This is a genomic window from Paraburkholderia sp. RL17-373-BIF-A (genome assembly GCF_046030175.1).
GTDB lineage: Bacteria > Pseudomonadota > Gammaproteobacteria > Burkholderiales > Burkholderiaceae > Paraburkholderia.
The window spans coordinates 1-21,044 of the sequence record NZ_JARESO010000062.1 but is presented as its reverse complement, the minus strand read 5'-3'; the positions used below and the strand labels follow the sequence as shown (position 1 = coordinate 21,044).

Below are 21,044 nucleotides of genomic sequence, written 5' to 3'. Positions count from 1 at the left end.
CGTGACATAAGACGGTTCGATAAAGGAGACGAAAATGTTCGTTCCGGTTCACCGTTTTCCGATTGGCGGATCACTTGCACAGTGAGCCGCTATTTTCGCTTCCAATTAGAACGCACAAGCTACCGAAGAGACGTTTTGCCATTCGGACACGCGGTTGGCCCCATAGCGGGGCGGCGAAATCGCGCGACTACCCATCGTTGAGTCCCATCACTGAAAAAATTTTGACGACCGCTCCTTGCCTGGGTGGGCGTCCTCCTTGTTGTTGATTGAAGACTTGCACGGCGCGCATCATCTCGTCCCAGGAAAGTTTTCGATAAGCGCAAATGTTGTACGTGATGCCGTGTTGCTGGTCTTTGACAAAATTATCAACGCTCGGTAGCTGCATGGTTTCCTCGAATGCGGCGCGCGATTTTTTGTCCGCCGGAGCGGACATCTCTCAACCACGGCGGTGGTCAGCAGACTCTCTGCAAGACCTCGACCCGCAGACGCCGCTCACTAAGACACAGCCGGTGGTTCTCTAAGGTCCTGAATGACCAGCGACGCAGACAGAAATACGTCTTCAATCGCTGCAGCGTACTCGCCCGCCGAATCGCGACTCTGTTCGTCCATCGGATGGAACGTGGCGCTGCGTCGGATTGCACGTCGCATACGCTCCAGTTCGTTGATTGTGGGAGATGTCTTGGCGAGCAGCGCTGCGATTAGCGTCTGGTACGCGAGAAGTTGCATCCGCAGCTGTTGAATGTCTTCCATCAGTGACTCTTTCATAAAAGTGAAGCGTTCTGGAACAAGGCGGTCATGTCCCGGGATTGCGGACACTCCTCTTTTAGTGCCTGCTGTGTGGTGAGCCGGTACACATGTATTGGATTCAGGCTGCGTGCATCAATAAGTTGACTCTTCCCGCTGCGAACTCACGAGCGATCCTAAGCAACCGTGTGAGACAGACCCAGAATGACGGTTAGTGAGCCTGTTTTATCGTAATCGAAGAGCCGTGACTTCACTCGCAGAACGCCATCGAATCCCAGTTCGTCGACCTTCATTGTTACGTTGTCGCCGACAAGGGGAAGTTGGTGTACTGCCCGTATACCGGTAGTACGGTATGTACCAAAGCCACCGGTGTACTCATACACGTAAGTTACTTTCTCATCCATGTGCGCCCCGCTCGTGTGGATCAGCAGTTCTATTCGCTAGAAGTCTCGCACAACTGCGGGCGATTTCGCTTGATGCCATCGGGTAGCCTCGAAGGGGGTTGCGATCACATCGATGCGATTCGAGGGGCGCTGCGAAAAGATGGGAAGCCTTGTCTATAAAGACGAAGGCGGGAATGATCGTTTCATATGGCATGGCGATTTGACTTGATGGGTAATTGGCTCAGGTCCAAAACACCTCATGGCGTGGCGGATGCGGCCATGCTTTTGGCAGTTCTTCCCAACAAATACCGCGGTCTGGTCAATTGCCGTTAGCTACGACGAGGGAATATTGGTATCGAAAGTGGCAATCAAAGACTCTGATACATACGGGCCGATGTGCGGTTGCCCTGCAACTGGCGAGAGAATGGGGAGTATCGACGAAAAAGAACCTGCCGCCCGAGGGAGCGGCAGGTTGTAAGATCGAGGGGTGGGGTTTGCTTGAGAGAAGCCCCCTCGAAAGACCGGCTTTGAGTTTAATCGCCCGAGGGCGGCAGCGGACTCAGGCGGCGGATTGGATCAAGTTGTTGACTGAACAGGACGTGAAAATAGCGGGCCGGTGCAAATTACGGGCGCGAGGGAGAATATGACCGGCCGTTCGAACCCGTGGTCCAGTCGCAGTTGACGTAGACGGAGCCCGCCCGAAGCAACATCCCCCCACAAAAGCATAAAGTTATCCCCCACTCTGCCGTTAGAGCAGAGGGGACTACACGCCGCCGAACTAACGCGGCGCGGCTCGCGGAAGCCAAGCCCCGGATGCAAAAAAACAGTCGCATAAGACTGATACGAAAAAGAGAGAGGGCCGATGACTGGTGTCTACAATCCCTTACTGGTCTGCCTGTCGCTGGTGGTCGCATTCCTCGCGTCCTACACGGCGGTGGAGCTGTCCGGTGGCCTGAACGCGCTCGCGAGCGCGAAACGGCGGCCGCTATGGCTCGTCGGCGGCGCGGTGTCGATGGGCGTCGGCATCTGGTCGATGCATTTCATCGGCATGCTCGCGTTTTCGCTGCCGATTCCGATTGGCTACGATTTTTTCATTACCGCGGCGTCGCTGTTCCTCGCGATCAGCGTGTCGTTGATCGCGCTCGCCACCGCGAGCCGTGGCACGCTGTCGCACAGGCGCCTCTGCATCGCCGGGACGATCATGGGCTTCGGCGTGGCGGGGATGCACTTTACCGGCATGCACGCAATGCAGATGCTGCCGGAAATCGAATACACGATCTGGAAAGTCGCGCTTTCCGTGGGCGTGGCGATCGCCGCATCGATAGCGGCGCTCTGGCTCGCCTTCACGCTGCGTGCATCGGACGCCGGGAACCTCGTCGTCAAGCGGCTGGGCGCGGCCTTCATCATGGCGATCGCGATTACCGGCATGCACTATTTCGGCATGAGCGCGGCCAATTTCGCCGCCGGCAGCCTGTGTCTCTCCGGCGAGAAGTTCGACGCGAACTGGCTGGCGCTCGTCGTCACGGCGACGTCGTTCACCGTGCTGGTCGGCACGCTCGCATTGTTCGGTTTCCATACGAGCAGCCTTTCTCTTTCTCTGAAGCGCGCGAACCGGCAACTGCATTATCTCGGCACGCACGATGCGCTGACGAACCTCCCCAACCGTCAGCAACTCGCCTTGCGCATTGCGCAGGCGGTCGCCGAATGCGCGCGCAGAGAATCAATGTTCGCCGTGCTCTTCATCGACCTCGACGGCTTCAAGTCGATCAACGATTCACTCGGCCACGGCGTCGGCGACGACTTGCTCCAGGTGTGCGCCGAGCGTCTGCGTCAGGACTTGCGCCATACCGACATGGTCGCGCGGCTCGGCGGAGATGAATTCGTGATCGTGGTGGAGAACGTGGCCGATGCGTCGTCCGCGGCGGCAGTCGCCAATGGCGTGCTGCGGCGGCTCGCCCAGGAGATCGTCGTCGACGGACTGCCGCTGCGCGTGAGCGCGAGCATCGGCATCGCGTTCTATCCTTGCGACGGCGGCAATGCCGACGAGCTGCTCCATAGCGCGGACGCCGCGATGTACGCTGCCAAGCAAAGCGGACGCAACACGTTCCGCGTGTTCGAGCCGCAGATGAACCACACCGCGCTCAAGTCGCTGATCCTGCAACGCGATCTGAATCGCGCGTTGAGCGACGGCGAGCTCAGCGTGTCGTTCCAGCCGAAGTTCAGCGTTGCCTCCCAATCGGTGACGGGCGTCGAGGCGCTGATCCGCTGGCGTCATCCGGAGCTCGGCGAAATTGCTCCGCTCGAATTCATCCCGCTCGCGGAACGCTCGGGTCTCATCGTCGAGATCGGCGACTGGGTGCTGCGTGAGGTCTGCCGCAACATCGCGCTGTGGGATGCGCAAGGGCTGCCTGCGATTGCCGTGGCGGTAAATCTTTCGCCGATCCAGTTCAACGTGCCGGACCTGGTGGCGCGTATCGACGCGCTACTCGACGTTGCCGGCGTCGATCCTTGTCGCGTGATGTTCGAGATCACGGAAACCACGGCGATGCAGAGCATCGAGAAAACGAGCCGGACGATCGAAGCGCTGCAAGCGCGCGGCTATACCGTGGCCATCGACGACTTCGGCACGGGATATTCGAGCCTCGGCTATCTACAGCGGTTCAGGTTCGACCAGATCAAGATCGACGGCTCGTTCATGCGCGACCTCGACTCCGCCGGTCACCGCGGCAGCGCTTTGCTGTCCGCCGTCGTGACGCTCGCGCGCGCCTTGCAGATCGAGGTCGTGGCGGAAGGCGTCGAGACGGAGTCGCAGTTCCGCACGCTCAGCGAACTTGCCTGCGATCAGATGCAGGGTTTCCTGTTGAGCCGGCCGTTGCCCGCCGCTGAGTTTCTCGCGTTCCTGCGCGGCGCCGCAGACCGGGTTGTCGCTCCCGGAAGCGCCTGCGCCGCGTCCGCGGGATGAAGGCGGATGCCGGTCCATTGTCGGAGACCGGGCCGGACGACCGATTCGCGGGGCCGCCAATCGCTGCGTTCCCCGAATACCGGTACACCCTGATTCCCGCCGGAACTACCCTCCAACGCCACCACCGGCGCGCCGGCCCTTCCCGCCACCCCAACACCCCCAACCCCATTGGCAACACGCCAAAGCGGGACTTTTTTCATGAATTGCGGTGGACGCGTTAATGTACCAGCGCCGCGAGGCCGGGTATCTGGCGTCCCAGATACTCGCCGCCATAGGCGCAAAACGTACTTCTACCCACCGCGTTAATTTTTTTCATGGATTCTTTATGCTTATTAAAAACGTAGCAGTCAGCTTGCCCTCCAGGATCGTTACGAACGAGGAAGTGATCGATATGATTCGATTCCATTCCAAAGAGTACGAGGGCGACATCGACAGGGGGATGCGCACCATCAAGACGTTGCTCGACAGAAGCGGACTGGTTAACCGGCGCTGGTGTGAAAGCCATGAGTCGCCTATCGATCATGTCGCGATGGCGACGCGCAAGGCGCTATCGGAAACGTATCTGAAGCCGGAACATATCGAGCTGTTTATTTATGTCGGCATTGGAAGAGGGTTCCTCGAACCCGGCAACAGCCACATGATGGCCAGCACACTTGGCTTCGTCAATGCGGAATGTTTCGATGTGGTCGACGCCTGCATGAGCTGGACCCGAGCCATGGCGATTATCGACAGCCTTTTCAAGTCGGGCCAGTACAGAAACGCTATGATTGTGAATGCCGAGTTCAATATGCTTGCAGGCGGTCCACTCTATCCGGGGAATTTTGCGTTGAAGAACCAGGCTCAGATTGAATACACCTTGCCGTCGTTCACGATAGGCGAGGCGGCGACCGCTACCTTGCTCGTCGCAAAAGAGCCGGATAACTTCAGCTTCGCTTTCCGCGCGAAGCCGGAAGTGTCGGACCTGTGCACCATCCCGATTCCCGGCTACGAAGGGTATTGCCACCCGACCGAGCGGATCGGGAAAAACGGCGACATGCGTTTCACATCATTCGGCCATGAGCTTCACAAGAATTCGGACGAACTGTCCGCGGTATTGACTAAACTGCCTGTTCCGAAGAAAGACATCGACATCGTCTTCACCCACGCATCCTCCAAGGCGGCATGGCAGGGTTATGGCGCCAAGGTCGGAATCGACGACAAGATGTATCACATCTATCCGGAAACCGGAAACCTCGTGTCGGCTTCGATCCCGGCTGCGATTTCACTGGCAAAGGACGACGGGCAGTTGAAGAGAGGCGACCGGGTGCTGTGCTGGGTCGGCAGTGCCGGCATGTCATTCAACGTCAGCAGCTTCAAATTCTGAGGCTGGATAGATAAACATAAAGCACGACATGAGAGCCATTTCAGGGAGCATCCGTTACCTCAACCGAGTGGTTTACGACTCGGCCAAGGTGTCGGACTATAGCGTGTTGGCTGTTGGCGTAATCGGTACGATCGGACATCCGCTGTACTGGCTGTGGTGGACGTACATCGATCCTCAACCCAACGAAAGCCTGCAAATGCGCGCTTTCGGCACAGCCGCCTGTGCGCTGCTGCTTTTGCGCCGTTTCTGGCCCGCTTCGGCCGTGCGCTTCCTGCCGTGGTATTACTTCGTAACGGTAGCCTATACGCTACCGTTCTTTTTCACTTACTACCTGATTGCCGGTCACTATTCGATGCTCTGGTCAATGGCCGAGCTGGGCATGGTGTTTTTCCTGATCGCCATATTTCCGTCTTTCGTTGCATTAGCACTCAATCTGATTCTGGGTATTGGCCTTGCCGTCCTGTGTGCCAGGATCGTGATTCCGCAATCCCTCCACGTGGATGGGCAGCTATTTCTCTACACGTATCTGCCAGTTTTTACATTCGGCATTTTCGCCGGCCTTACGTTCAGTTACAGCAACCTGAAGGGCATCGTCGCACAGGCAAAAAATGTCGCGTTTCGCGCGCTCGCCGGCTCGATCGCTCATGAAATGCGCAATCCTCTCAGCCAACTGAGGCACGTACTGGATCGCATGGAAGAGGCGCTGCCCGCGGTGACGGAGGCCAACCCGTCGCCGGCTTTGTCGCATGACAGGGCGGCGTTGCTCTATCGACATCTCGCCCACGGCCAATTGTCGATTGATCGGGGCCTGCGCATTATTGCCATGACGCTGGACGAAGTCAGTGCGAAACCCATCCGCTCGGATCACTTCACCTATCTGAGCGCGGCGGCCACCACGCGTAAAGCGCTGGACGAATACGGCTTCGGCGATCAGAAGGAGCGCGCCAAAGTCCGACTCGCGGTGCTGGAAGATTTCATCTTCAAGGTCGACGAAACCGTCTATCTGTTCACGCTATTCAATCTGATCAAGAACGCACTCCATCACATTGCCACGCATCCTTTGGCGACGCTTACGCTTACAGTCGACCGCCAAACGGTGCTGGTTCATGACACCGGCCCCGGCATTGCGCCCGACCTGCTGCCGCATCTGTTCGAGCCTTTCCGTACCGCGGGCAATTCGGCGGGTACGGGGCTCGGCCTTGCCTATTGCCAGCGCGCGATGCGCGCCTTCGGCGGCACGATTGCCTGCCGCTCGGAAGTCGGCAAATTTACTCAGTTCACGCTGCAATTCCCCGTCGTCTCCAGCAGAGAAGTTGGAGAGCATGAGCAGAAGATCTTCGAGCGCGCCACGCCGTTTTTCACCGGCAAACGCATTCTCGTCGTGGACGACGATGCCACTCAGCGGGCGCGAAGCCGCCGTGCGTTGTCGAAGGTGGGTGCGGACGTGAGCGAAGCGGAAAACGGCGAGGTGGCGTTGAGCGCGCTTCGGCTGTCGGCGCCGTACGACCTCGTGCTGATGGACATCAATATGCCGGTCATGGACGGCTACACCACCGCCGAGAAGATCCGCGCCGATCATCAAGACCCGAACTGGAACGTGCTGATCGCCGCCTATACGGCGGAGCCGGCCAATGTGACGCGTGTGCTCGCCCGCCGCGCCGGCATGGACGACATGATCAGCAAATCCGCCAGCGCGGTGGAACTGATCACCGCGCTTCAGACGCTCTTCGAAAGCGGCAATCGGCATGTTCACAGCCATCCATTCGACGGGTTTGCCGGCAAAACGATTCTGGTGGCGGACGACGACACCTACAGCAGGCGGATTGCCAAAGGTTATCTGGAGCGATGCGGCGCACGCGTCGTCGAGGCCGAGCATGGGCCGGACGTGCTGGCGAGGTTGGAGGAGAAGGGCCCCATCGATGCCATCGTGATGGACATGAACATGCCGGGAATGGGCGGCGTGGAAACGACTGCTTCGATTCGCGCTCGTGCTGATTCATATGCCCAGGTCCCCATCATTGCATTGACCGGGCAATCTGACATGAAAGCCGTGCAGGCCTGTCTTGCCGCGGGCATGAACGAGGTCATGATCAAGCCCGTGCAGATCGGCGCCCTCTATGCGTCCCTTGCTAGGCAGTTTGCCCAGCAACGTGCGTCGCATGCGCCGATCAAAGCCGAGCCGGTACAAAGGCCCGCCGTGCAAGCGGGCAGGCCTGCGCCGATCAAGGAAGGCCCCCTGCTCGACGAGAAACACCTCGAAGAACTGGTGGCGCTCGATTTGCTGGACCAGACGTTCCTCAACGGCATCGAGCAGATTCGCTCGACCGTGGCGCAACTCGCCGCCAGCGTGGCGGCCCGCGATCTCGAATCGACGCACGGAGCCTTACACGTCCTTCTTGGCATCAGCGGCAATATCGGCGCGAAGGCGCTGCATCAGTTCGTGCGGCAGATCTATCCGCGCGTGGTGGAAGGCGAATGGCCCGCCGAGGCCGATTGGCTGGCGCGAATCTGCTCGTTGAGCGACGACTCGGCGCCTGCCTTACAGACCTATTTCGCTTTGGCCAAAGCGCGTGGCGATCATGGGGACGCGCTGAGCGATTGATGGGCGTCGGAGTGCCATCGTGTTGCGCATTGAAGCGGCATTACCGCGAACACTTTCCGCGTCGCAAGACAGCGCTTGCAACCTGCGAGAGGTCATGCAATGGTCGAGCACAGCCGCCGGCGCCGTTCGAACAGTTCTCCCATGAACAATGGCAGGAACTGATGAAGACCGACGTCGACAGCGTGTTCCTCGTCGGACAAGCGGTGGCGCGGCATATGATCGAGCGGCAACGCGGGAGGATCATCAACATCTGTTCGGTGCAAAGCGAGTTGGGCCGTCCCAACATTGCCGCCTACACCGCGAGCAAGGGTGCCGTGAAGATGCTGACGAAAGGCATGGCGATCGACTGGGGCCAGCACGGCATCCAGGTCAATGGTCTCGGGCCGGGCTACTTCAAGACCGAATTGACCGAGACGCTCGTCAAGGACGAGACCTTCAGCAAGTGGCTGATTGGACGCACGCCGTCGCGGCGTTGGGGCGATGTGGAAGATCTCGGCGGTGCCGCGGTCTTCCTGGCGAGCAACGCTTCGAACTTCGTCAATGGCCACATTCTCTACGTGGATGGCGGTGTGACAGCCACGCTGTAATCCGTCGATAAAGCGCCGCCGCGGAACTATCTCGCAGCCGGTCCCGTCGAGTGCCTGAGTTGGAAGAGGGCATGCACCTCGTGTCCGTGCTGCGGACGCTTGCCGTCGAGTGTGTCGAGCAGATATTGCGCGGCGAGCCGCCCGATTTCGTAGGTGTCGACGCGCATCGTGGTCAGCGCGGGGCGAATCTCCTGCGCCATCTCCAGATCGTCGAAGCCGGTGACGGACAATTCGCCGGGAATCGCGATGCCCAGTTCTTCCGCTTCGCGCAGCACGCCCAGCGCGATATGGTCGTTGCCGCAGATGATCGCGGTGGGACGCTCGCCCGGCGCCTGCCAGATCGTGCGCAGGCTGCGCCGCCCGAATCCCATGGTCGATTCGCCTTCGAACATATGTTCCGGCCGCACGGCGAGGCCGTGCCGTTCGAGCGTCGCGCGGATGCCCGCGACGCGTGCCTGCACGCGGTCGTTATCGCGCGTCGGCTGGATGCAGACCGCGAACGAGCGATGCCCGAGGCCGATCAGATGTTCGGTGATCTCCGCATAGGCCGCGTGATTGTCGAAACCGATGCAGGTGTGCGGACTGTCCTTGCGATACGCGTACGTGACGGCATACGGCACGCGGTAGAGCCGCAACGCATCGAACAGTTCGGGCGGATGAGCTTCGCCCACCACTGCCATCGCTTCCACGCCGCGCGCCAGCATCGCGCGCACCTGCGTGAGCGCCTGCGCGGGATCGTAGTTCGAACAGCCGAGCACCAGTGTGATGCCGCGTGCCGCGAACGCCGCCTGCATCCCGCTCACCTGTGAAGCGAACACGCGATCATCCAGTGTCGGAATGATGATGCCGGCAATGTGGCTGCGCGTGGAGGCGAGGGCGCGGCCCGCCGCATTCGGAAACCAGTTGAGTGTGAGCGCGGCATGCTCGACGCGCTCACGCACGTTCGCGGAGACCTTGTCCGGCTCGTTGTAGACCCGTGATACGGTCGCCGTCGAGACACCCGCGAGCTTGGCGACATCGGAAAGCACGCTGCGGCCCGTGCTGCGGCGAGCGCGGTTCGTCTGGGTGCGGGCGGCGGCCGGCGGGTCGAGGGAGTCAGGCATCAGGTTGGAAAGCGCAGAGTGAATCGGGGAACGCCCGCCATCTTACCGCCGCCTGCGCGCGCGGGAAGCGTGAGCGCGCGTGACAGTTTCAGCGGACGTTCCTGTGATCCGGAAATCCTCCCGGCAAACGCTAGCGAACGGAGCGGCTTGCGCCGAGTGCCGCGATACGGCCACGAAAATGCTCAGTGCCGGCTACGATCTTGTCGAGCACCGCGTCGAGCGCCCAGAAACGTTCACGCACGTCGTAGTCGATCACGCGGCAGCGAATCGAACTGAATGTGCCGATCCGTTGATGGTAAATCTTCGCGAGCGCCGGATAGCCGAGCGATTCGGAGACGGCGGCGAGCACGAGGAACGTGGCGAGTTCCTCTGCGAGAGCCGGGTCTTGCGCCGCATCGTTGCGCAGCCAGTTGTACAGATCCGGGTGGAAGTTCGTGAACACGCCGTTGAAGCCGGCGGAACCCGCCTTCATCGCGTCCCACGCAATGGCCGCGTTGGCGTTGAGGATTTTCAGCGGCGAACCGTCGGCGAGCGCGACGCGCCGTTTGACCGTGGCGAGATCGCAGCTTACGTCCTTCAGCATGATGAAGCGGCCGGTGTCGATACACAGCTTCAATTCGTCGTCGGAGAGAAGGCGGCGGTAGGGCGCGGGGCATTCGTACAAACCGAGCGGAATGTCGGACGGCAGGCGCGCGAGGAGTCGTTTGAGATTCGCCGCGAACGTCTCCGTGCCCTGCTGCTTCGGGTCGAGCCGGTTCGTCACCAGCACGATGCCTTGCGCGCCCGTGGCCGCGGCCACGTTGAGTTCTTCGGCCTGCGCCTCGGGGTCGTCGCTGATATGGCCGGAGACGACGACCGGAATGCGGCCCGCCACCTTGTCGACGACGAAGCGTCCCAGCGCGCCACGCTCGGCGAGCGTCAGGAACTGCATTTCACTCGACTGCGCGACGGCAAAGAGCGCGTCCGATCCATGCGCGATATACCACTCGATCAGGCGTTCGAGTCCGGCGTAGTCGATTGCGCCGGCCTCGTCGAACGGCGTCAGCATTACGGGGACGATGCCTTCGATCGACGTGGTGGTTTGTTTGGAAGTGGTCATGCTCGTGATCTCCCGGAGAGGGTTCGTTGAGTCGGAGCGGCGCGCGCGTTCACGCGGGCGCTCGCACGGGTTCGGTTGGGGCGGACGGGTCTTCGATCGGCTTGCGCACCAGCAGGAGGTAGCTCATCGCGCCAATGAACGCGATGCCGGCGGCCGTCAGCAGCGCCGGGACGAACGACCAGCTCTGCGCGATGTAGCCCGTCAGGATCGGGGCGAGGGCACCGCCCAGAAAACCGCCGAAGTTCTGGATGGCGCCGAGCGAGCCGACGCGGTTCGGCGGCGCGGCCGCGGTAGCGAGCGCCCATGAACTGGCGGACGCGGCATTCGCCAGAAAGATCACCACCGAGATGCACACGATCGCGATCGTGTTGCTCTCGACGAGCGCCGCCGGAATCGTGAAGGCGACCATACCGAGCATCGCGATCACCACCGCATTGCGGCGGCTCGCGACCGGGCTCGTGCTGCGGCTCGTGATGAGATCGGAAAACCAGCCGGCCGTCAGCGAGCCCAGGAAGCCGCAGAAGAACGGAATCGATGCCGCGACGCCCGTATGCATGAGGCTCATGTGACGTTCCATCGTCAGATAGCCGGGCAGCCACGTGAGGTACACCCAGTTCAAATAGACCGAGCCGAAGAAGCCGATCAGCATGCCCCACGTCGTGCCATGCGAAAACAGCGAGCGCCATTCGGCGAAGGTGACCGTGGGTGCCGGCTTGCGGTCGGCTTCGTCGCCTTCGAGATAGTGCCGCTCGGCTTCGGTCATGGTGGCCTTGACGGGGTCGCGGTACACCGCGAGCCACACCAGCGCCACGACGAGGCCGACCACGCCCGTCACGATGAATGCCCAGCGCCAGTGAAACTGGACGACGAGAACCGACAGGCAAAGTGGCGCGAGCGCCGTGCCGAGCGGCGACGCCGAGTTGAAAATGCCGGTCGGCTTGCCGCGCGCGCGCAGCGGAAACCAGTTGCTGACCACACGGGCCGCCGACGGAAACTGCGGCGCCTCGCCGATGCCCAGCACGATCCGCGCGAGGATGAACCAGCCGAAGGTCGAGACGAATCCGCCCGCCGCCTGCGCGAGCGACCAGACGATCAGGCCGATGCCCAGCAACTTGCGCGGTCCGATCCGGTCGACGAGGCCGCCTACCGGCAACTGGAAGAGCGCATAGCTCCACGAGAACGCCGAGAGCAGCAGCCCCATCTGTCCGAGCGACAGCCCGAGGTCATGACGGATCAGCGGATTGGCGACGGCGAGCGTGCCGCGGTCCAGATAGTTGACGATGCCGCTCACCATCAGCAGCGTGAGCGCCACGATCTGGGCGCGGCGGATTCTCGGTGGCGCCTGCTCGAGGCCCGGTGTTGCACTCATGATCGTTGTCTCCGTTTCATGTCTTCGGTTGCTGTGCGCAAGCCGCGCCAATGCGATGTCGGGCGGCCGGAAATTGCGCATCCACCGTCGGCGAAGGCGTCGTTCAGTGGTACATGTTAGCGCTTACATTTTGAGGCGCTTTTGAGCTGTTCATCGGATTTTCTTGGCAATTTCGCTTCAGTAATCTCAATGATAGCGCTTACATTTTGAGCTTCACTTCGAGGAGATTGCAAGCGCTAACGCTGTTTTGGAGGGTAAACCCCCAGCCACTTGCGGGCGAATGCCATGTTGTCGAAGGCGCAAACGCGGCTTGCCGCCACTTCGCCTGGAGCCAGGCCGAATATGTCGCGGAAGCTGGGCGGCGAGATCTCGGTGGTCAGCGCGACGGGCAGCGGCACGTCCATCACCGTACGCATACCGGTCGACGACGCTTCGTAGCAGCCGAGAACCCGATCGAATCGTCAAGACGATTTTCGCAAGCGGGCGACAATCGCGTTGATCTGCATGTCGAAGTGTTCGAACCATGACCGCGCCACTTCCAACTGCGCGTCGACTTCCTGAAAGTGGGCCTCGTGCACTTCGACAGCGCGCCCGGCAGCGGCAATCGCCTCAGGGGTGGTCTGCGAGCGAAACGCGTGCGCCGCAAGCGACTCGATCTCGCCACGGTTACTCTGACTCTGATCCATGAGTTCAGTGAGCAGCGCCTTCAACATCTGCAATTGACTCTGCCAGTCACTCTCCGCCCGATATAGCGCCTCGATCAGAGGTCCGGCATCATCCGCCAAAGAGACGTTTGCCGCGGCGGACGTGCCCTGCCGCAGGTGACCCAGCACCGCGAGACAACCCTCCGCGCGGCGGGCCAATTCCTTCGCTTTGTCATGCGCTTCGGCCATGCGCGTCGTGAGCGCCGTGGCGCGATCGCAAAGCCGCGCCTGTAGGACGAACGTTTGCGGCTTCATCGGTTAGTGTCCATGTGCAGGCGTTCGTGGGTCGCGATGAATGATCTCGAGCCTGACGATGTGGACGAATTTGCTCACTTCTTTTCCTTAGGGCCGCTTGCGTTTGAAATGGAGTTGCGTCGCGGGACTGGCGCCGCCTTTCCATGTATACGGCGACGCCGCAGACGGCTTGATGTCAGGATTTCCTGATTTTGGCCCAGGCATTTCCCTTTCAACCGCGTGGCGCGCCGAGGACTGCGTCAGCTTATCCAGTACTCGTCTGGAATCCTGCGGTCCGGTTCGGAGAGGAAGGGATTGTCGAGCGTGAAGGTCAGCCGCGACGCGATCTTGGCGCGCGACAGCGCGTCCTGAACGTAGTGATGGGAGTTGAACAATCTCATGTAGCTGCCATTGCGATACGCAGTGATGAACCCGTCTTCGATCGTCTCCGCCAGTGCTTCGTGGCCCGAGGCGACATAGAAAATGAAATCCGATCGATACTTCAGCAGGAGCCTGTTCTCGACTACGAGATCCGGCTCCTGATGCTGGCGTCCATCGATCTCAGTAAATGCTTCAACTAAGCCGCGTGGAAAATAGTCGATCCGGCCGCCTTGGGTCATCTCGAACAGCGTGTCATAGGTCGAGGTCTGGATGTTCAGGCCGGCTGCTCTCAGGACCTCCGTGTCGATCCACCCAATTCCTTGCCCACCAATGAATGCCTTCAGATCGGAGAAGCGTTCGACCTTGTCGAAATCGGCTTGGCGATCCTTTCGGATGACGAACACCCGGTGCCCGATCAGTCCACGATGTATCGGAATCCGCACTACATTCCTGCCGCGTTCCGCTCGCGCCTCCATGCTCGTCCAGTGCAGATTGATCATATTGTTGGTGCCGGCCAGTTCCGCCAGCGCGCGACCCCGCTCCATTTCGATGTCGGCTGAGCGCAATGTATACGATGCGTTGGCCGTTTTCATGGCCAGATCGAGAACCGCGAGTGCAAACGCGGCGTGCACGTCGCGGGCAGGCCGAATGCGGGGATAGACGATGTCGAAGTGAACGGGAGGGTCGGCAGGTGCGGCACGCGCGCGAAGCGTGACGCTCGCCGCGCTCAGCGCTGCCAGTACAAAGCGCCTGCGATGCATGAATGGATATTTTCTCGAAACAGGAGTGGCGCGCTCGACCGGGCGCTTGTCCGCGCAGATTGTCGCCTGATCGGTTTTTCATCGTGCCACGTCCGGACCGTGCTGACAAATCGTGTAATCCCTTTGTCAGGAAGTCAGCCATGCTGTGTTCACACCGGCTGAAATGCGCGATGCGCAGGCGTTAAGGATTTCCTGACGGCATATTCAGCAAATCGGAAGTGCATTTTTCCGGGCTTCCTGACTGTGTGACTCCGTAGGCCTCCCTAGGATGTTTTATCGAAATCGTCTATATCAGCGGACCCGTTATGAACGGTCATTCAGAAAGCCGCGAAGTCGCGGTTGAATTCCTCAACACCACATGCGAGCGCCTGTTCGACATCTGGTGTGAAAGCAGAAGCGTCATACCGCTCAGCTATCTGTTGCACTGCTGGCCGTTACCGGATTGGGGATACGCGTCCGTGAAGCGACTATCGGACGGAATGCGCGAACTGCGGATGTCGAACCCCGACGCCCTCGGCGGCCGCGTCCGGCCGATCCTCGGCGAGCTGACGTCATGCATCGATGAGATTCTGTTGTATCCGCGGATCTGCCTGCCGCGGGCGATCACCGATTCGCCGTCCGTCGAACCGATCATGTACGTCATGTAGATTCTCGTCAGATTAATCAGGGCGCGTTTCACCCGGAATGAGCGCCGGCGCAGGCCAGGAAATGAGAGTGACTGGCTGGCCGGTGCAGGCAAACATTAAATCGCCACCCTGCCGACGCGGCGGCCGATTGGTCTGGGCCGCGCAGCGGCAACGAGTGCAGAATAGACGAAACAAGAACCGTAGCACTCGCGGGGATGTATGAAGCACAACCTGTTCGATGCATGGTGGAGTTTGATCGGCGGCTTCAAGAGTAGCCTTGTGTCGCGGCTTCTCGTGACGGTGCTGCTCGTCAGCTGCGTAGTCACTGTGTTGTTGACCGGGTTACAGCTTTACCGCGACTACTACCGCGGCGTAGAGCAGATTGAAAATCGCCTTGTGGACATTGATCGCAGCAGTCGCGACAGTCTCGCGGAAGCGCTCTGGCGCCTCGACGGCGCCCAACTGCAACTGGAGTTGAACGGCATTCTGCGTCTCGCGGACATTCGCGCCGTGGAAATCCCCGAGGCGGGGAAAGACGGTCAATCGGCCTACCTGAGCGCGGGTCAGCGCTCAGCCGGTCCCGTGATTGCCCGCGAGTTTCCGCTCCTCTATAACGTGCAGGGCAAGGACCGCGAGATCGGCAAGCTGTACGTCGAGGCGACGCTGCTCGACCTTTACCATGAGCTGATGCGAACCGCTGCGATGATTCTCGTCACTCAGGCCGCCAACACTTTTCTCGTTTCGCTGTTCATCGTCTACATCTTGTCCCGTCTTGTGATGCGGCACGTCGCGGCCATCGCGCGCACGGTGGAAGATTACGATTTCCGTGAACCGCCCCAGCCGTTCAGTCTCCAGCGACGCAAACGGCGCGATCCGGATGAATTGGACCGCGTGGCGGCCGCATTCAATGCAATGGGCGCGCGGCTGTACTGCGCGTATCGCGACGAGCAGGACACGGCGGCTGAACGCGAAGCACGCAATCTGGCGGAAGCGGCCAACCGGGCCAAAGGCGAATTCCTGGCGAATATGAGTCATGAACTGCGGACACCGCTGAATGGCATTCTCGGCTACGCGCAGATCCTCGAGCGCGATGCCACGCTGAGCGAGCGGCAGCGCGAACGCGTGGCGGCCATCCGCAATAGTGGCGAACATCTGCTGACGTTGATCGAAGACACGCTCGATTTCGCGAGGATCGAAGCGGGCAAGCTGCGCGTCGAAATCGGTGACGTGCCGCTGGCAGGGTTTGTCGATGTCATTCGGGACATCATCGATGTGAAAGCGGAGCAGAAGCGCCTCGACTTCATCTGCGAAATCGCGGGGGATGCGCCCGTCGGCGTGCGTGCCGATGAGCGACGGTTACGGCAGGTCATGCTCAACCTGCTTGCCAACGCCGTGAAGTTTAGCGATTCGGGTTGCGTCAGCCTGCATATCTCGAGGTCCGAGTCGAACCGCGTCCGTTTCGAAGTGCGCGACACGGGCATCGGCATTGGTCACGATCAGTTGAATACGATCTTCGAGCCGTTCGAGCAACTGGGCGCGGCCGAGCGGCGAGCAGGCGGCGCCGGCCTCGGCCTGGCCATCAGCCGCGAGTTCGTGTGCGCGATGGGCGGCGAGATCGAGGTGGAAAGCGAAATTGGACGAGGGAGTACTTTCCGCTTTGAACTGCCGGCGGCGAGCGTGACGCCGGTGTTGCGCAAGGCGACGGGCCCTGCGCCGCTCCCGTTCACGGTGACGGGTTATGAGGGGCCGCGCAGGAAGGTGCTGGTCGTCGATGACGTCGAGGTCAACCGCGCGATCGTTGTGGATCTGCTAGGCCGTCTCGGCTTCGATACCGTCGAGGCGGAAAACGGTCGCGACGGGCTCGAGAAGGCGCAGCGCGAGCGACCGGCGCTGATTCTCACGGACATCGTGATGCCCGAAATGGACGGCTTCGAAATGACACGCAACCTGCGCCAATTGCAGGCGTTCGCCGATGTTCCGATCGTTGCCATGTCCGCCAGCCCATCCGGAGTCAACAAGGCGATGAGCATTGAAGCGGGGGTGAACGCATTCCTGTCCAAACCGGTCGACCTCGAAGCGCTGCTGGCCCAGATCGCTACGCTGCTCGGGCTGAAATGGACCCATGCATCGCCGGCGCCGTCGGTTCGCACCGCTACACCCGAAGTCAGTCTTGCGGCCGTGCCTCGGCAACAGATGGAAGAACTGCATCATCTTGCCCGCCTCGGCGATATGCATGAAATCATCGCGTGGGCCGAGAACGTGGCGGCCCGCGATTCGCGTTATCGCTCGTTCACGGCGCAACTCTGCGCGCTTGCTCGCGACTATCAGTCGAAAGCCATACTCCATCTCGTCGAGCGGCATCTGAATGTCGAGCCCAAGTCATGAACGAGCCCAACGTGGAGGCTGGCGAACGGCCGACGATCCTCATTGCGGACGACACGCCGGCGAATTTCGGCGTGGTCGTGGAGAGTTTGACGGACCGCGGCTTTCGGGTACTCGTTGCGCTCGACGGCGAAGAGGCGCTCGAACGTGCGCTGTTTTCCCAGCCCGACCTGATCCTGCTCGATGTGAAGATGCCAGGCATCGACGGCTTCGAGACCTGCCGGCGACTCAAGGCGGACGCGCGCACGCGCGACATCGCGGTGATTTTCATGACGTCGTTGACGGGCGCGGAAGACATGGTCGAGGGTTTCTCGGCCGGCGGCGTCGATTACGTGGCGAAGCCCGTCCGCGTCAATGAAATGATGGCGCGCATCGAGACCCATCTCGCCTTGCGCGTGATGCACCGGCAGCTTGTCGTGCAGAACCGCCAACTCCTGAACGAGGTGGCGGTGCGCCACCAGGCCGAGGCCGAATTGTCGCGCGCACGCGATGCACTGGAGCAGCAGGTCGAGCAGCGCACGCGGCAACTCGCGGAGTCGAATGCGAGGCTTTCCGCTCAGGTCGACGAGCGCCGCCGGGCGGAGGCGAAATTGCAGGCGAGCGAAGCGCGTTTTCGCACGATTGTCGAAACCAGCCCGATTCCGCTGTGCATCACGTCGATGCCCGAAGGCGTGATCCTGTACGCGAATGAACCGCTGCGAGAACTGTTCGGTATCGATACGGGCATCGGCACGCTGACCAACATCGTCGATTTCTATGTGGATCCCGGCGACCGTGACCGGCTCGTGTCGCATCTGCGCACGGAGGGCAGTTTCAACAATAGCGAAGTCCAGATGCGGCGCATGAACGGCTCGGCGTTCTGGGCCATGGCGACCGCGCGCGTGGCGACGTTCGGCGACGCGCCGGCGATCTACGTGGGTCTGAGCGATATTACGTCGCGCAAGCGTATCGAGCAGGAGTTGTTCGAATCGCGCAATCAATTGCGCGAGTTGTCCGCCTATATGGAAGCGATTCGCGAGGAAGAGCGCAAGCGTATCGCCATGGAGATTCACGATGAACTCGGCCAATTGCTGACCGCCCTGAAGATGGACGTTTCGCTGCTGAAAATGCGCCTCGGCAAGGATCCGGACGCCATGCGCAAAGCCGAGGACATGCGGGAACTCGTCGAAAAGACGATCTGGATGGTCCGCAATGTGGCGAACCATTTGCGGCCGGTGGCGCTGAACTTCGGGGTCGTGTCGGCGCTGGAGTGGCTCGTGGAGGACTTCATGCGACGCCACGGCATTCCTTGCCAATTGCATATCAACGGCGGCGAACCGGTGCTGCCGGAGGCTTGTGCCACAGCCGTATTTCGTATCGTTCAGGCTTCGCTGACCAATGTCGGGCGCCACGCGCACGCGACGCGGGCCGACGTGACGCTGACCAGCACGGCGGCGGCGCTCGAACTCCACGTGAGTGACGACGGCTGCGGTTTTGATCCCAACATGGCGCGCACGGGTTATTCGTACGGACTGCTCGGCATGCAGGAGCGCGCCCGCCTGATCGGCGGCGCGATGACTATCGACAGTGCGCAGAGCATGGGCACCGCCATCTCCATTCACATTCCGCTTACAGGCGGGGCAGAAAATGATCGACGTCCTGATTGCTGATGACCACGCCGTGGTGCGTGGCGGTCTGAAACAGATTATCGCGACGACCACGGATATCGTCGTCGCCGCCGAGGCCGCGCAGGGTTCGGAAGTGCTCGATCGGCTGCGCGCGAGGCGGTTCGATCTCGTGCTGCTGGACATGACGATGCCCGGCATCAGCGGAGTCGATCTGATCCGGCGCGTACGTGCCGAGCAGCCGCCTTTGCCGATTCTCGTGCTCAGCATCCACAACGAGGCGCAGGTCGTGTCGCGCGCGTTGCGCGCCGGCGCGACGGGTTATGTGACGAAAGACAGCGATCCCGACGTGCTGCTCGCGGCGATCCGTAAACTGGCGGGAGGCGGGCGGTTCATCGACCCGAAACTGGTCGACGCGATGGTCTTCGAAACGCATTCCGGCGACGCGCCACCGCACGAGGTGTTGTCCGACCGTGAATTTCAGGTATTGCGGATGCTGGCCGCCGGTCAAAGCATCAACGAGATTGCCGAGTCGTGTTCGCTCAGCGCCAAGACCATCAGCACCCATAAGATGCGTCTCATGCAAAAACTCGGCCTGAACAACAACGCCGAGTTGATCCGATATGCGATCAGACACGGTCTGGTAACCGAGTGACGGAGCCGTTAGGGAAATCCTGAGGCTCGAAGCAGCGTTTCCCGAATCAACAATCCGGCGCTGCTGACTGAAGAATCCCCGCCGTTGTCCCACGATTGTCAAATGGGAACCTGAGGTGCGGGGGCAGATGTGGATGCGACGAAAGGCTCACTACGCGGACTGCGCGAGAAATTATTGGCAACGGCAGGCACGCTGCCGGTCCGTGTGCTCACGCTGCATGGTTCGCAGGACGGTCTGACTTGCCGGGTTTGCGTCGAAATCAGGCGTCCCGATGGTCCGATCCTGCTGTTCTTCTTCCGGCACGACGACGGTACCTGGCACGTCTTCCCGCCGGCAAAGAACCTGTGCAGAATGAGCTTCGAGCCGCTCGTCGGGTGACCTGAACGAGGCCGGACAAAGGAGATCATCGATGAATGCAGACAACCTGAGGACACTGTCGGGGCACGAAACGAAATTGCGCGCGTGGTTGAGCGAATGGTACGACCATGCGTTTGCGACTGGCTTCATCAGGCCGCCTTTCATACTCGACGACGCGACCGCTTTGAGGCTGGAAGGTTATTTCGATGTGGGTCTGACGCCGGCAGAGGGCGTCAAAGCGATCTTCGGCGTGGTGCATTGACTCGTCAGACGCGCCGGGGCATCCGCCGCGTCGACGCGTTGCTCACCGGGAGCGGGCTTTTTGTTGCGGGACGCCGCAGTCCAGTTCGGCGGCGTCGCTGTCCTCACTGCTTTCCTCGTCGATCCAGCGCCGCGCCCATTCGAGCGCGTATTGCTGTGCCGTCTCGCAGTTCTTGAAGCTCGGACCGATCAGCCCGGAACGCGCGATTCGCCTTTCGTCACGCACGATCTCGGCCCATCCTCGGAAGCGGGTGTTTGCCAGCCGGTCGGCGGCAATGTAGATGACGTAGCCGCGCGGGTCGGATTCGGTTTGGCCTTTCGACGCGAGGCCCATCCACGGTGAGGCAGTTCGATGAATCGAATGTAAGGGTGTCACCGGCGCGCGGGATTCGACGCGCTCGGGTACGGCATGCGCGGAATTGTCGGGATTGGGGAGTTGCCGCGCGATATCCCTGAATGTGTCCGCCGTTTCGCCTGACTGCCATGTCTCGCGCGATGTTTGCCACGACGCCTGATCTCGCCAGAACACCCGGCGAAAACCTGCGTCCCGAGTCTGGCGGTCGATGCCGCGCGTCAGGGCGTCGCGGCGTTCCAGTGTCAGTTGCGGACCGCACCGAAACTTGCGTCCGGTGCTTGAAAGAATCTGGTACATCTCCGCGAGAGCGCCGCTCGAACGCCACGCCTCGAAGCGGTGCCGGCACGTCGGCGCCGAAGGATAGTGGCTCGGCAACATTGACCAGGAATCGCCGGTTGTCAGTACCCACAGCACGGCATTCGCCACGACACGACCCGCCGCGCGGGGCCGGCCGCGCTGCCGGGGGGGAAAACGGGGGTGGGCCCCGAGGGGGGGCGGCCGCCCCCCCACAG

At 61.1% G+C, this 21,044-nt stretch carries 17 protein-coding genes and 1 pseudogene; 10 read left to right on the top strand and 8 right to left on the bottom strand.

Annotated features, from left to right (window positions below):
* Positions 1 to 187: 187 nt before the first annotated feature.
* Positions 188 to 433: a hypothetical protein gene (locus P0D80_RS40780; protein ID WP_243658501.1), complete on the bottom strand. Its 246-nt coding sequence runs from the start codon at positions 431 to 433 to the stop codon at positions 188 to 190.
* 62 nt (positions 434 to 495) lie between these two features.
* Positions 496 to 750, bottom strand: a complete 255-nt coding sequence (locus P0D80_RS40775) for a hypothetical protein (RefSeq protein ID WP_132381546.1) — start codon at positions 748 to 750, stop codon at positions 496 to 498.
* A gap of 1,239 nt (positions 751 to 1,989) precedes the next feature.
* Between P0D80_RS40775 and P0D80_RS40770 the strand changes: the two genes are divergently transcribed.
* The 4 genes and pseudogenes from P0D80_RS40770 to P0D80_RS40755 all read left to right on the top strand — a co-directional run.
* The gene (locus P0D80_RS40770; RefSeq protein WP_408292206.1) at positions 1,990 to 4,089 is read left to right on the top strand and encodes a putative bifunctional diguanylate cyclase/phosphodiesterase; all 2,100 of its coding nucleotides are present in this window, start codon (positions 1,990 to 1,992) and stop codon (positions 4,087 to 4,089) included.
* Positions 4,090 to 4,309: 220 nt separating this feature from the next.
* Positions 4,310 to 5,452, top strand: a complete 1,143-nt coding sequence (locus P0D80_RS40765; protein WP_243658503.1) for a 3-oxoacyl-[acyl-carrier-protein] synthase III C-terminal domain-containing protein — start codon at positions 4,310 to 4,312, stop codon at positions 5,450 to 5,452.
* A 28-nt stretch (positions 5,453 to 5,480) separates the two neighbouring features.
* Positions 5,481 to 8,054, top strand: a complete 2,574-nt coding sequence (locus P0D80_RS40760; protein WP_408292204.1) for an ATP-binding response regulator — start codon at positions 5,481 to 5,483, stop codon at positions 8,052 to 8,054.
* Between the two features lie 110 nt (positions 8,055 to 8,164).
* Positions 8,165 to 8,641: pseudogene (locus P0D80_RS40755) on the top strand (SDR family oxidoreductase); the annotation flags it as partial.
* 26 nt (positions 8,642 to 8,667) lie between these two features.
* Here the strand turns inward: P0D80_RS40755 and P0D80_RS40750 are convergent.
* The 5 genes from P0D80_RS40750 to P0D80_RS40730 form a co-directional block, all read right to left on the bottom strand.
* Complete coding sequence (locus P0D80_RS40750) at positions 8,668 to 9,744, bottom strand: LacI family DNA-binding transcriptional regulator (protein ID WP_408182045.1); 1,077 nt, start codon at positions 9,742 to 9,744, stop codon at positions 8,668 to 8,670.
* Between the two features lie 130 nt (positions 9,745 to 9,874).
* On the bottom strand, positions 9,875 to 10,843 hold the full coding sequence (locus P0D80_RS40745; protein ID WP_408292201.1) for a dihydrodipicolinate synthase family protein: 969 nt from the start codon (positions 10,841 to 10,843) through the stop codon (positions 9,875 to 9,877).
* A 49-nt stretch (positions 10,844 to 10,892) separates the two neighbouring features.
* Positions 10,893 to 12,212, bottom strand: coding sequence for an MFS transporter (locus P0D80_RS40740; protein ID WP_132381549.1), 1,320 nt, complete (start codon positions 12,210 to 12,212; stop codon positions 10,893 to 10,895).
* A 461-nt stretch (positions 12,213 to 12,673) separates the two neighbouring features.
* On the bottom strand, positions 12,674 to 13,171 hold the full coding sequence (locus P0D80_RS40735) for a hypothetical protein (protein ID WP_408292199.1): 498 nt from the start codon (positions 13,169 to 13,171) through the stop codon (positions 12,674 to 12,676).
* A 239-nt stretch (positions 13,172 to 13,410) separates the two neighbouring features.
* On the bottom strand, positions 13,411 to 14,124 hold the full coding sequence (locus P0D80_RS40730; protein ID WP_408182053.1) for a transporter substrate-binding domain-containing protein: 714 nt from the start codon (positions 14,122 to 14,124) through the stop codon (positions 13,411 to 13,413).
* 473 nt (positions 14,125 to 14,597) lie between these two features.
* Between P0D80_RS40730 and P0D80_RS40725 the strand changes: the two genes are divergently transcribed.
* The 6 genes from P0D80_RS40725 to P0D80_RS40700 all read left to right on the top strand — a co-directional run bounded on the left by P0D80_RS40725 (position 14,598) and on the right by P0D80_RS40700 (position 20,178).
* On the top strand, positions 14,598 to 14,939 hold the full coding sequence (locus tag P0D80_RS40725; protein ID WP_132381553.1) for a hypothetical protein: 342 nt from the start codon (positions 14,598 to 14,600) through the stop codon (positions 14,937 to 14,939).
* A 198-nt stretch (positions 14,940 to 15,137) separates the two neighbouring features.
* The gene (locus P0D80_RS40720; RefSeq protein WP_408292196.1) at positions 15,138 to 17,303 is read left to right on the top strand and encodes an ATP-binding protein; all 2,166 of its coding nucleotides are present in this window, start codon (positions 15,138 to 15,140) and stop codon (positions 17,301 to 17,303) included.
* Positions 17,300 to 18,949, top strand: a complete 1,650-nt coding sequence (locus P0D80_RS40715; protein ID WP_408292194.1) for a response regulator — start codon at positions 17,300 to 17,302, stop codon at positions 18,947 to 18,949. The genes P0D80_RS40720 and P0D80_RS40715 overlap by 4 nt, the downstream gene beginning before the upstream one ends.
* Complete coding sequence (locus P0D80_RS40710) at positions 18,927 to 19,559, top strand: response regulator (protein WP_106312758.1); 633 nt, start codon at positions 18,927 to 18,929, stop codon at positions 19,557 to 19,559. Before P0D80_RS40715 ends, P0D80_RS40710 begins: the two co-directional genes overlap by 23 nt.
* A gap of 129 nt (positions 19,560 to 19,688) precedes the next feature.
* Positions 19,689 to 19,937, top strand: coding sequence for a hypothetical protein (locus P0D80_RS40705; protein WP_132381559.1), 249 nt, complete (start codon positions 19,689 to 19,691; stop codon positions 19,935 to 19,937).
* Between the two features lie 31 nt (positions 19,938 to 19,968).
* The gene (locus tag P0D80_RS40700) at positions 19,969 to 20,178 is read left to right on the top strand and encodes a hypothetical protein (RefSeq protein WP_408292191.1); all 210 of its coding nucleotides are present in this window, start codon (positions 19,969 to 19,971) and stop codon (positions 20,176 to 20,178) included.
* Between the two features lie 42 nt (positions 20,179 to 20,220).
* Here P0D80_RS40700 and P0D80_RS40695 read toward each other — a convergent pair.
* Positions 20,221 to 21,044: DUF6566 family protein (locus P0D80_RS40695; RefSeq protein ID WP_408292189.1), on the bottom strand; the 824-nt coding region annotated here is incomplete at its 5' end.